Annotated in this window: 10 protein-coding genes and 2 pseudogenes; 1 reads left to right on the top strand and 11 read right to left on the bottom strand. The window is 34.8% G+C overall.

The window, feature by feature from the left end; genetic code table 11:
* Positions 1-576: 576 nt before the first annotated feature.
* A complete protein-coding gene (locus GAB14E_RS0123585; RefSeq protein ID WP_156115809.1) occupies positions 577-825 on the bottom strand; it encodes a hypothetical protein in 249 nt (82 codons plus the stop codon).
* A 929-nt stretch (positions 826-1,754) separates the two neighbouring features.
* On the opposite strand from GAB14E_RS0123585, the pseudogene GAB14E_RS25400 reads away from it, so the two are divergent.
* A pseudogene (locus tag GAB14E_RS25400) lies at positions 1,755-1,924 on the top strand (IS66 family transposase); the annotation flags it as partial.
* 406 nt (positions 1,925-2,330) lie between these two features.
* Here GAB14E_RS25400 and GAB14E_RS25595 read toward each other — a convergent pair.
* The 10 genes and pseudogenes from GAB14E_RS25595 to GAB14E_RS00915 form a co-directional block, all read right to left on the bottom strand.
* Positions 2,331-2,465 (bottom strand): hypothetical protein, encoded by a 135-nt coding sequence (locus tag GAB14E_RS25595; protein WP_269429143.1) that lies wholly within the window; start codon positions 2,463-2,465, stop codon positions 2,331-2,333.
* A gap of 118 nt (positions 2,466-2,583) precedes the next feature.
* A complete protein-coding gene (locus GAB14E_RS0123580; RefSeq protein WP_052094135.1) occupies positions 2,584-3,330 on the bottom strand; it encodes a 4'-phosphopantetheinyl transferase family protein in 747 nt (248 codons plus the stop codon).
* Positions 3,331-3,407: 77 nt separating this feature from the next.
* Positions 3,408-3,929: pseudogene (locus GAB14E_RS24655) on the bottom strand (transposase).
* A 68-nt stretch (positions 3,930-3,997) separates the two neighbouring features.
* Positions 3,998-4,774, bottom strand: coding sequence for a thioesterase II family protein (locus tag GAB14E_RS00885; RefSeq protein ID WP_033084528.1), 777 nt, complete (start codon positions 4,772-4,774; stop codon positions 3,998-4,000).
* A 315-nt stretch (positions 4,775-5,089) separates the two neighbouring features.
* Positions 5,090-7,513 carry an ABC transporter permease gene (locus GAB14E_RS00890; protein ID WP_033084527.1) on the bottom strand — a complete coding sequence of 808 codons (2,424 nt, stop codon included), beginning with the start codon at positions 7,511-7,513 and terminating at the stop codon, positions 5,090-5,092.
* Entirely contained in the window at positions 7,510-8,214 is a 705-nt protein-coding gene (locus tag GAB14E_RS00895) for an ABC transporter ATP-binding protein (RefSeq protein WP_033084526.1), read from the bottom strand. Before GAB14E_RS00895 ends, GAB14E_RS00890 begins: the two co-directional genes overlap by 4 nt.
* Positions 8,215-8,226: 12 nt before the next feature.
* Positions 8,227-9,468, bottom strand: a complete 1,242-nt coding sequence (locus tag GAB14E_RS00900; RefSeq protein WP_033084525.1) for an HlyD family secretion protein — start codon at positions 9,466-9,468, stop codon at positions 8,227-8,229.
* Positions 9,469-9,537: 69 nt separating this feature from the next.
* Positions 9,538-10,026 carry a TauD/TfdA family dioxygenase gene (locus GAB14E_RS00905; protein ID WP_052094134.1) on the bottom strand — a complete coding sequence of 163 codons (489 nt, stop codon included), beginning with the start codon at positions 10,024-10,026 and terminating at the stop codon, positions 9,538-9,540.
* Positions 10,027-10,399: 373 nt separating this feature from the next.
* Positions 10,400-11,182 carry a DUF4097 family beta strand repeat-containing protein gene (locus GAB14E_RS00910; RefSeq protein WP_033084524.1) on the bottom strand — a complete coding sequence of 261 codons (783 nt, stop codon included), beginning with the start codon at positions 11,180-11,182 and terminating at the stop codon, positions 10,400-10,402.
* Positions 11,183-11,386: 204 nt separating this feature from the next.
* Complete coding sequence (locus GAB14E_RS00915) at positions 11,387-11,566, bottom strand: hypothetical protein (protein WP_033084523.1); 180 nt, start codon at positions 11,564-11,566, stop codon at positions 11,387-11,389.
* Between the last annotated feature and the right edge of the window lie 673 nt (positions 11,567-12,239).

Here is a 12,239-nt window from a genome sequence, read left to right as displayed (position 1 = left end):
TTTAGCTCCTTGATTGACCACTAATAAAGTAACTAACAATAAGGCAATAGATACATGGAAAAATGTATTTGTAAAAAGGTAGGTATTTGATGTTATGAAAAAATGGAGGCGATGAACTAAAATCCTTTTCAGCAACACGTAAACAGCTTAAAATTTACAACTTATCGTTATACTTAACAATATATTCATTAATTTGCGGAATAATATAACACGGTGAAATAAATAGAACAAGAAACAACCATAATTTAATCAATGTAATCAATACTCTTTTGCTCGACGAGTACATGTCAAAATAGAAAAACCTTCATGTTTTACTCAGGCTTGAATGGCACAAAAAACATAATAGGTTCGAGTTTTATCAATATTTTGGGCAACCAACCATTGACGATGTATCATCTGTAGCTAGATATGGATCAACATTACATGGTATAAAATCACATTCTATTTTTTTTTAAAAATAAGGAAATATCATCTTTCCCACACAGAATTACAGTGGGTGAAAATGAAATTACAATTTAGAATGACTCTTCTAATCGTAATTTTCTTAATACCCAATGCAATTACATCGACAGCACATTATTGATACCTTACTTTGTAATAGATAATAACTTCTGGAGTTAGATGATAAAGTGCATTTATAAAATGGCTTATAATGGAGTAAAAGCATCCATCAATGATTGTATTTACCTCTTGTTTTACACCATTTAGTTTATTTTTAGTTTTTTCAAGCGCAACAGCAAGTTTTCGTTGCCTAATAGATAGCTTAACACTCTCTTCTTTCAGCTTTATGCGCGTCATTAAGCTCACAAAAATGCTGAAAAACAAGGTATTTCCTTGTCACCAAGTGTGGATAAAATTAAAAAGTTGCAGGCAGTAAGAAGCATAAAATAAAAAATAATAGAACTGAATGAGTTTATTGATGTTTTTGTTTTAGATGCACCTCAAACCTGAATTATTACTATTCTTGCTTGAATATTACTTTAACCCAAATCATCAGAGCTAAATAAATAAATACTCAAGTGGTTTTTCAAATGAATAATAATGAAGGGAGGTAATTTTGCATATTAAGAGTTTGAAATGATAACAGTACAGTAGTTAATAGTATTACACCTACCTTCTCAGTAATAATTAGAAATCAGACGCAACAAAGCCGATATATTACGTATCTGCCTTTAATATATTATCTAAATTTAGTGATGGGGGGACTTGAATCCCCACAACTTAAGTCAACAGCCCCTTTAAGAACGCCAAAAACAACTAAAAACAATAATACAACGACTTACACGTACAGTCCGTTCTAATAGCATGAGAGTAGTTGCAGTACCAGCCATTTGAGAACAATAGCTTACATCTGAATTAACAACCCAAAATAGTCACTAGGGCGAGTACAAAAATACAAGCCTATATTTTTAGATAGGATTATAGTCTTGAACTAGAAGAAGACTCAGCCTTTGATTAAAGCAACGAACAATCTATCAATTGTGAGCCTCTGTCATAAAACACCTATCAATGGTACCAATTACAATGCCTTTATTTTTAACCGCTTCTGAGATGACTTTTAAAATTAACTTACCGCTTAAACCCAGTCCTTGTGAAAATTCAATGAAGTCATATCCAATAGGTTGACCATATTGAGCATTAAAATCCGGAGCTAACTCATTATCATTTTCTTCTGTTTTTAGTAAAGACAGTGCTAAAGGGAATGCTAAAAATGCCTACCATCAGATAAGAGTAGCCGATAAAAAGGTCAATGAGGGCGTTTAAATCGAATAAAATCCAGAGCGTTGCTGGATCGATTAAGGGATTATCAGGATGATACTTTGCGCTCCATGATGAGCCCAGGAGTGCCATTTACCAACAATCAAGGAGAGAAAGACATTAGGATGACCAAGGTTCACCAAAAATATCAGGATGCTTTAGAAGTAAGCATCCTGAATAGTTATAATACTTTTTGTGAAAACTCAGTAGATACAGCGCCTTGTTTAATCCAACCTAAGTTGCCTCCTTTTTACTAAAACTTTATCGCCTGATTGAGACTTAACCAACTCTGAAAAATCACTGCTGATCGTTCTTTTACTATACGTGTCCTGAGCCGAAGTTAATAACGCCTGCCTTTCTACTACACCCACTTTAGGATTAACACAAAAGAGAAAATTCGTAGCATGTATTTTATGGACTTTATAGTCTTCAATATTCTGATTATAAAAGTTCTGAAGCCCCGGTTCTGTTACCGCTTCATTTAAATATTGTTCAACTTCGGCATCTATTGTCAGAGATTGAAGCTTTTCAGCACTATCAATAGTACCAACTAATGCAGCGCGTTTATTATATTATTTTTTCATGCGTTCATAGCGCTCTTCATCATTTAAAGGAATACGATTAAGTGTTAGGTTTTTGCTAAATAACATATCGTAAGCGCCAAGAGAGACACAGCCTAATATTACCACAACATTAACTAGTTTCATTATTAGTTACCTATTACTACAACATAGATTAACTTGACATAAATCAGCTTAATCAATTAAAAAAGAACTACTGCTACAGCATAAATGGTCAGATATATATTTTATATAGAACAAAACATTACTGCTGTATAATAATTGTAAATACAGATGATTTATCAAAATGAAATTTACCAGTTAAAACTTTGCCTTTTTTAAATTCATAAGTTAAATCTTGTAGCAAAATTATACTGACACTTTCTTTTTTACAACAAATATTAATCACTTCTGCTACTGAGAAATCAAAATAAAACCCTACACTTGGATAAAGTGCTTTAAATAAACTTTCTTTAACCGAAAAAATCAACGTGAAAACACTTTCAAAGTCGAGATTATTTGTCTTATTTTTACATATTTCACTTAGTAGTATTTCTTCTTTGATATTTATAATGCTTCTTTTTATTTCACTTATACACTCTAAGGTTAAAATGTTCTCATGATCTATTCCTAAATATGAACAATTCTTTTTCCACGCAACAGCACTCATTGCTCTTGTATTAGTATGTGTTATTGACCCTACTACGTTGCAAGGCCAGACAGGGGATCGATGTTTTCCTATAGGTATCTGGGTATTTTTGAACCCGAGTTTCTCCAAGCAGAGTATTCCAGCATATCGACCAGCAAGATATTCAGCTTGTCTCTTTATTACGGATTTTTTGATAGACTCAGGAAGAGCAACATTAAGTTTTTGATACTGCTGTGTGTTCAATAGTGATAATTGATAATCACAGCTAGTTAATAAAATGTGCTTTGGCAGAAAAATACTTGGGTCATCATTTACACTGATAAATGATGCTTTATTTACCAAGTTTAGATTAGCTTGATTCATGTTTTATGTAAGGTCCATTTTTACACTAAGGAAAAGTATGCATTAGCTAGGGCGTGTTGATCTTTGCTGTTCATAATTCACACGCTAATTGACAACCAGATTAAACAACAGACAAAGCCAATGTGCTTGCATAATTTATTTTCAATTTAGCATAGCGAGTCGCTATGCCTCGATAATGCTTTAATCTTGCAAAAACAATCGGTAAACCATAGCTATCTACGGCTAAATTTATTTTAGTGGTGTTGCCCACAACACTTTTACCTATCCCTTAATGCTTCTTTGATGTCGTACCGCTGCTATGTTGATCCGCTTTAACAATATTGCCATCAATAAATTGCCATTCCATATATGACTCAGTGCTGAGTAACTTAAACAACTCAATTAGTATGCCTTTTGAGACCAAAGGTTAAATCATCTATAAATAGTACTCCAGTCAACAAAAGAATCAGGTACATCGCGTCGGCGACAGCCAACACGCATTCGATATAAAGTACATTCAAAAGTGTTCCTATGCTCTGATTTATTATAGATACGCCCTGTATGATGCAGAAGCAATTATACTTTTCCCACCTGGCATCTATTAACATTGTTCTTGGCATGGTGATTTCGTGTGTTTGTTTTTGGCGAAAGTAATTATACCGTTTCGTTCAAAAAACACACTGACAATTCAACTCGCCGTAATAACACTTATAATTCCAACCAAACATAACGCGATGATATTATTAACTTTTTTCAACACCCCTTCTTTGTTACTATCGATAAAAAAGTGATTACCTACAAACATATGTATCTCAGCATCATGCGTAAAGTGTTCTCCCCATCCACTAAGTTTAGAATAAGTGATGTCAAAATCATCTTCCCCACCTAATACAGATATAGGACAATTAAAAGTTTCATTTTTGTTGTAACAATATTTATCTGCTATTTCAAAATCGGCCTTTAGCATTGGGAGAAATAAATCCATGAGTTCTTTATTGTCTAAAACAGCCGGAGGCGTACCATTTAAACCTCTAATTTCATTGATAAATTCTTCATCTTTCAAATGGTAGATAGGTTCATTATTTGATAAGTACTGAGGACCTCTGCTACCTGAGGCAATAAAATGTATGGGGGGCGGGTGGTTTAACATTTTTAGTTGACTCATTAGCTCGAAAGCGACCCTACTACCTAAACTGTGACCAAATAAAATATAGGGTTTATTTAAAAGTTGAGGTATGATTTTAACTAAATCACCAACTAAGGTATCCATATCTGAATAAGGAACTTCACACATGCGGGAGCCACGCCCTGGAGTTTGTATAATGACCAACTCAACATTTTTGGGAAGTTCTTTTACCCAAGATAGGTAAGTTGTAGAACTCCCTCCTGCGTAAGGAAAACAAATAAGTCTTAAATCAGCTGTAGGGTTTGGGTTTGGTCTAACAAACCATTTATTATTAACCATTATTATAATCACATATTATATTTTTTGATTTTGAAGGTTTTACGAAACAACCACCGTTTTAGAAGGAGATAATTTCGTGCTATTTTGTATGATTTCTATTCAAGTCTACTTCTTATTTAGAGATGTCGTGCTTTTGAACTGGGTGTCAATCAGTCTATCCCTTAAATTCTCGAATAACTGTCATTTATCTGAAATCCCTCAAACTAGGATTACTTGTTCAACGTTACTTACAGGCTTTTCATATATTGCTCGTGTAGATAAATTATAAAATTTATCTACACGATTAACGAGGACATCCTCAACGTATCTTTTGACTTATTTTAGTGCATTAATTGGCTGCAACCGGACAATTTTACGCAAGGGTATAAAACACGCGATAAATGAAGTAAGTGAAATAAGAATAAATGTTACAACCAAAGCCGAGACCTCAATCGAAATATCATAATTCATCTTTTGGGTTAAATACATATATAGAGCAATAAGTATCATAATACTAATTGCCCATCCATAAGCCACAGGTTTAGCAGAGTCAGTAAGTACCAATTTTGAAATTAGATTGGGTGAACCGCCCAATGCCATGCGAACACCAAGTTCATAAGTACGTAAGTTGATGCTATAACTTAATACTCCATAAATTCCCAAGCCAGCAAGTAATAAGGTCAAAAGTGACAATGCTATTGTAATAACTGCAATTGAAATATCACGTAGCAGCAACTTTTTATAGGATTCGTCAACTGTAGCGTAGATTGAAACTCTCAGGTTGCGATTAATTTGTCTGAAAATGCTATTTAATTGTATTTTACTCACGTTATGGTTATCGTTGAGCCCAATCATAAAATTAAAACCTGTCGTCCTTCCTGCAAGCATTTGCGGTACCATATCAACTCTGGGAATATTGACATCTTTGATGATACCAATAACTTTATAGGGGTCTTCACCACCTTCCCAATACAAGTTTCGACCAAGTATTCCACCACTGGTTGCAAATTGTTTAGCGACTGTTTCATTAATAATAATTACCTTTTGAGAATCTCTTATTTCCTCAGGTTTAAAATTTCGGCCTGCAATTAAAGGGATATCAAATAATGTCAGGTAATGCTCATCTACTAAATTCACATTGGGTAATACCTGTTTCCCGCTAGCTGATAAATCTTCTGCTAATGACGAGGTCCAGCTATTAACAACCAATGGTGGGTATATAGTGTTACTTACCATATTCACTTCTGGCATTTGTAATAACTTATCCTTAATAGTTTCAATATAGGCGATTCGTTCTTCTCTGTTAAAGTTTTGCCCGCTGGCATCCAAACCGATCCTTATAATATTTTCGGTATTAAATCCCGCAGGGTGATTAATCACCTCCATTGAGCCCTTCAATAATGTGAAGTTAACCGATAATAAAATACCAGCCAATGCCACTTGAGATATGATCAATATCTGTCGGGTACTTCTGGATATCTGCAATCCACTGCCTTTTCCACTACTCCGTAATATTGAAATTAAAGACTTATAATCAATCAAATGGGATATAATTGCAGCAAAAACAGATGTCAACAATAAAGAGACTAACGCGGTAAAAAATAAGATTGGAGCGTTTAAGGACAGCTCATTTAATCTGGCTAAATGACCTTCTGCATATTGTTGTAATAAAGCAAAACTTAAATGGGCGAATACCAAGGCCAAAACACTAGAAACAAAAATTAAGATGAACAATTCGATAAAAATACTTCTAAATATATGAAATTTTTGTGCTCCCAGTGTAGCCTGAATTGCATACTGCCTTTGCTTTTCTGCTGCTCGCGATAAAAACAAATTAGAAATATTAGCACATGCTATTAATAATAACGCAAATACTCCTCCAAAAAGCATGAGCGATGTAGTAGGGCTATCACCAATAATGATATCTTCAAATGTTCTGAGTGTAATTGCTACGGTAACACCTTTCCCCCCGGGGAAAGCTCTTGCTGCTTCAACAAATCTATCATTCATAGGATTGGTTAAGTATTGATTAGCTTCATTTTCTCTCATACCAACTTTTAATTTACCTGCCAGCTTTAAGTTAGAAGAGCCGTTAGTCCCATTTTCTCTCCCCTCTTCATCTACATAATTATAGTCAAACGGTAACCAAATTTGAGTCTCACGACCAGGCATAAAGAGTAAAGGTTCAATAAAGTTCTCCGCTAATACCCCCACAATTGTGTAACTTACTTTACTTATCTGGACCTTCTTATCTAATATATCAGCAGCTCCAGCATACTTTTGTTGCCAGATATCATAAGTGATAACTGCCACAGGCTTATAGGTATCCAAGCCCTCAGTACTATCAAAATAACGCCCCTGAGCCATTTTAGCGCCCGAAAGACTAAATATTTCAGGTGTGGTAAACGTAGTATATAGTTTTGGTTGTCCGGGCAAGTTGCTAATCAACTGTTCTTCATAGTGAAGCATTGCTGTTTCTGAAAATACTTGATTCTTTTTATATAACTCCACCGTACCAGCGTACGAATGAATACCAGAAGCTAGTTGCTTTCCTTCATAAAAACGCTCTCCCTGTGCTATAAATAATTTCTCCTGCTCAGGATAAGGAAGTGGCTTAAGCAATAAGGTATAGTTTAGAGCAGACATAGTAATAAAAGCCCCAAGCGTCAAGCTTAAAGTTAAAATCACCACAGCGACAAACCCAGGCCGTTTACTTAAACTATAAAGAGCAGCCCTAAAATCTTTGACTAAGTGACTCATACGGCCTCCAACATAGATTTCACCATCTCTATTCGACCATCGAGTAAATGATACTGGCTTTTTGCTCTATCTGCATACCTGGGATCATGGGTAACCAAACAAATAGTAGTACCTTGATTGTTTAAATTTTCCAACATATCCATAATGGCATCACCATTTTTAGAATCCAGATTACCCGTAGGTTCATCAACTAATAGTATCGCAGGATCCGCCACTAGCGATCGGGCTATCGCAATGCGTTGCTGCTGCCCACCGGAAAGTAAGTGTGGATAGTGATTAGTACGGTGGGACATCTCAACACTATCAAGACATTTCTTTACTTTCTGTTTAATTTCACTTTCACTGTACTGTTTCTCACTATAACGCAGAGGCAATGCTATATTTTCAAAAACAGTTAACTCATCAATTAAATTAAATTGCTGAAAGATAAATCCAATTTTGTTTGCTCGAATACGAGCACTTTGGGCCAATGATAGCTGACTAACATCATCGCCTTCAATATGATAAGTTCCCGAGGAGGGCATATCCAACAAACCTAAAATTGACAACAAGGTAGATTTACCGCAACCGGAAGGACCTGAAATTGAAATATAATCACCATCATAAATAGTTAAGTCTAGCCCCCTAAGGGCATGAGTTTCCATGTTATCAATTTCAAATACTTTGGTGATGTTTTTCATTTTAATTTTTATATTATTCATTATTGACCCATTTTAATTGTTTAAACCTATCACAGGAAGATCCGTAAGGTATGATAAATTAGAAAGAACTAAACTGTCCCCTCTAGTTGCACCTGAAATTACTTGAATGAAAAGGCCTGAGGTGACACCAAATTCTATAGAGGTAATTTGAGCTGATAATTGATCTTGAGATAATTTGTATAGCATTGCAGTTGAAAAAGAAGATACATTGGAAGGCCTTTGAATAAAATATGCCTCTTCTATTTTTTCAATGTAAATAACTGCATCGATATCCTGCTCTGGTCGTAAATGTGCTGGCAGATTTCCCGTCAATGCAATTTCTATTTCTACCGTACCATTTTCAACTGTAGGACTAATCCTCAACACTTCAGATTCAATAATATTTTTTCGTGTATCTATTGATGCTTTTTGGCCAATCCTTATTTTATCAGCATCCGATTGGGGAACCTTTATCAAAGCAACCAAATCTTTTGTGCCACCTATAAGTGCAATCTGCTGACCTACTGCCAGACTTTGCCCAAGCTCTACCGGTAATTCTTGTAAAATTCCTTCCATCCCCGCTTTAACTGTTAGTCGCGAATAGTTTTCCTGTACTTTATCGTAATTACTTTTAGCAATTTCAATTTCTTCAGCCTGGATATTAATTGATTCTGCATGAACTAACTTAAGCTTTGAATAACTATTTTTAATAATCTGAATCCGCTTTTTTAGCTGTTTTGTTTGCAGCTTAAGATCATTATAGTCAAGTTGAGAAACAATTCCTTCACTTGCTAAATCCCCCATTGCAGTCATTCGCATATTGGCAGCGTCATAATCTGCCTGTATGATTGCTAAATTTTCATCATTTGTTAATACTTCGCGTATTTGAATCAATTTTAGTTTTCGCAAATTTGCCAACTGGCGAGTGTATTCCTGTTTTGCAATAGTTACTTCATGCTCAAGATCCAAATTATCCAGGTGCAAAATTATACTATCATGAGTAACTAAGGCACCTGGTTTAAGTACAATTTCTTTAACTGTTGCTTTACTTCGACTAGTCAATAGTTTCTGTTTGCTTGAACGTAACTTCCCATACCCTTCAACTTCTATATTTAACGTACCTAGCTCTACAGTCTTAATCAAAATATCCTGGCGCTTTATTGAAGTACCTGAAGCAAAACTAAAAATAATCCAAGCTAATGCAACCATAACTACCACTATAAAATAGATATACTTTTTATTGTTGTTTTTATTACCTTTTTTTATTATGTCCATTTTTACTTTACTACCTTTTATTAAAGTTTAATGATGTAAGTTAACGTTAATTTATCTTTAATCATTTACTTAGGCCATGCCCGTTAATACCTTTCTTTCACCTGTATATGACTCTCTACTATGAGTAAAAAGCATATTATCTAGCAACATCAGATTATATTGTTGCCAATCGAAACGAATAGTCGATTCTTTATATAATGCTCTGATTATATCTAAATCACTTTCATCGATTGGGCTTCCATCACCAAAATAAGTATTTCTTGGAAGATCAGCTTCATTATAACTCGCAAGAATTTTTGCTCTCATTTCGGGCTCCAGGCTTGATATATGAAATAAATGGGCCTGATTAAACCAACTTTCCCCCCCACTTATAGGGTGATTAACCACAGCCGGATTTAACAGGGTTGTTCTTAACTGACCATCATCTTTCCATTCACAAGTGATGTCATTGGCGGCACAAAATAATTCTACTTCAAGTCGTTCATTTGTTTGAAATACTTCTGTCCAAGGTACATCAATATTATGGTGTTCAGGTATTTCAACTGCAGGTAAATTCATTCCTACTTCCTATAAAAATTATAATTTAATGGTTATTCCAATCCATAAAACATTGCTGTATTAGTCAGTCTATTGGCAGTGCTCTAATAATAGATTCCACCTTTTGATGTAAAAAATACGTTGGTTTGATCCGATGAGTCATTAATATTGGTCACTATTCAGCGAAACAAAAATCATACAAATAGATAGTTAATCAATCACAGGTAGTGCATTAATTAATGCGCATCTTTTTGGTTAATGGTCATTCCCTTAAAAAAAGAGGCAACCAAGTACATGCTTTTCTCAGCAATCCCCATATAGTTGGTCTAAAAACATTTTTAGAGAATGCAGCAGCGTATTCTCGGGAGCGAAAAACAACTTAATATACGGGGTATTATATCTCTTTAATGCGAACACTTCCGCCACGGGTTTCTAATATAAGTTTCGGGCCGCCGCCATTGATAGTGCCTACAATTCCACGTTTAGTCGTTTTTCCTTTAACAGCAAATTCACTCGATAGATGACCACCACTGGATGTAGCGGAAAGGTTTACCGCAACATCTCTTGCTAAATAAGCAGTAATGGAGCCACCTGAGGTTTTTACCTTATTATTTTTAGTTGGTTTTTTCGGTAATTTAAGTTTAATGCTACCACCTGAAGTATGACCATCAATTTTTCCAATGATGTTATCAAGAACCAGACTACCACCAGAAGTTTTAATATCAACATCACCTTTAATATCTTCTAAAGAAATAGCACCACCTGAGGTATACGCATCAACTTTACCTTTTAGGTTCTCGATGTTAATCGAACCACCGTTGGTATCAAGGTCGACATCATAGCTTGGTGGCAAAGTAATTTTATAAGTAACTCTTACATGTTTATTACCTAAACCAAGCATACTACAGTCAAAGTCACCTTTAATGCTGACATTGTCACCGTTATTTTGGAAGCTAACCTTCATATCATCTTTATTTTTGCCGGTAATCTCTACTGTAATCAATACCGTTTCTTTCGTGTGTGTATCAATATCAATTTCACCGACATCGGTAACAATTTTCAGTAAGCCACCGTTGGAAACAGTAAACTCCTCATTAATGATTTTCGCTTGTAAACCTCCAGACATTAGCAACCGTGCTATTGGGGCATATTTAAAAGCATTTTTCGTATTAAACATTGGCTTATCTCCATATATGTTATTATATACTCGTGACCATTCAAACTACATGAATTTTAAAATGGCTAAAATTTTTAGCTACAAGGCGCATGATTGACTAATAACTGGTTATTAGAATTGAATGCAACTCAATAGATGAAACTTTTTGACTTATAAAAACGAGCCGTTTGAATGATTATGAGTATAATACTCATACCAAGTGAACTAGTATACAGTTTCTTTCGTGTGTGTATCAATATCAATTGCATCGACATTGGTAACAATTTTCAGTAATCTACCATTGGCAACAGTAAACTCGTCATTGATGGTTTTCGCTTGTAAACCTCCAGCCATTAATAACAGTACTATTGGGGCACATTTAAAAGTATTTTTCGTATTTAACATTGGGTTATCTCCATATATGTTATTATTATATTCATACCAACTGAATGAGTATATTGACCACTTAGCGAGGATTTTGATTATAACTAAGTGAGATGCAACGAAGGAAGAAAAGGTTTAAATGTTATTTATACCTTTTCGGTCATAGACTAAATAGCGCAATTACCGATTCTTTTTTTCAGCCCTCCTGATACCAATGACACTAAGAAAATGATCATTTTCAAATGGCCTAAATATCCAATACTTCGTTACTTTCAATCCCAATAGATAATTGGGCTCCCCAACACACCAGAGGTGTAGGGTAATATAAAAGTTCCTACACAAATATATTAAAGAATCCTATATGCATAGTACTAGAGTTGGTATTGATTTAGCAAAAGAAGCTATCCCGGTTTGTACTTGTCGAAGCAAAAAGGTGCATTCGAATATTGAAATAACACCGGATGAGTTTCTTGTGTAGCTTTTCAAAAATAAGCTATCAACAATAATATTTGAAGCCTGCAGTACTTCTAACTACTGGAAGCAAAAAGCGATATAAGCAGGTCATGATGCCCGTTTAGTTTCAGTAAAGTTAGTTGCCACGGTAAGACAAAATATAAAAATAGTTTGCTAAGAAGTCAGCTGGTTTGTGGGGCGACGGCAACAATACGCCACGTGGTCAAACGAGAAGCAAAAC

This window comes from Colwellia psychrerythraea (assembly GCF_000764185.1).
GTDB classification, from domain to species: Bacteria; Pseudomonadota; Gammaproteobacteria; order Enterobacterales; family Alteromonadaceae; genus Colwellia; species Colwellia psychrerythraea_B.
The sequence above is the reverse complement of the archived record's forward strand: the minus strand, read 5'-3'. Positions and strand labels throughout refer to the sequence as shown.

Coding starts and splice junctions, on each gene's coding strand:
- GAB14E_RS0123580 (WP_052094135.1), bottom strand. CDS start 3,330: ATGAATCAAGCTAATCTAAACTTGGTAAATAAAGCATCATTTATCAGT.
- GAB14E_RS00885 (WP_033084528.1), bottom strand. CDS start 4,774: ATGGTTAATAATAAATGGTTTGTTAGACCAAACCCAAACCCTACAGCT.
- GAB14E_RS25595 (WP_269429143.1), bottom strand. CDS start 2,465: ATGAAACTAGTTAATGTTGTGGTAATATTAGGCTGTGTCTCTCTTGGC.
- GAB14E_RS00910 (WP_033084524.1), bottom strand. CDS start 11,182: ATGTTTAATACGAAAAATGCTTTTAAATATGCCCCAATAGCACGGTTG.
- GAB14E_RS00905 (WP_052094134.1), bottom strand. CDS start 10,026: ATGAATTTACCTGCAGTTGAAATACCTGAACACCATAATATTGATGTA.
- GAB14E_RS00900 (WP_033084525.1), bottom strand. CDS start 9,468: ATGGACATAATAAAAAAAGGTAATAAAAACAACAATAAAAAGTATATC.
- GAB14E_RS00890 (WP_033084527.1), bottom strand. CDS start 7,513: ATGAGTCACTTAGTCAAAGATTTTAGGGCTGCTCTTTATAGTTTAAGT.
- GAB14E_RS00895 (WP_033084526.1), bottom strand. CDS start 8,214: ATGAATAATATAAAAATTAAAATGAAAAACATCACCAAAGTATTTGAA.
- GAB14E_RS00915 (WP_033084523.1), bottom strand. CDS start 11,566: ATGTTAAATACGAAAAATACTTTTAAATGTGCCCCAATAGTACTGTTA.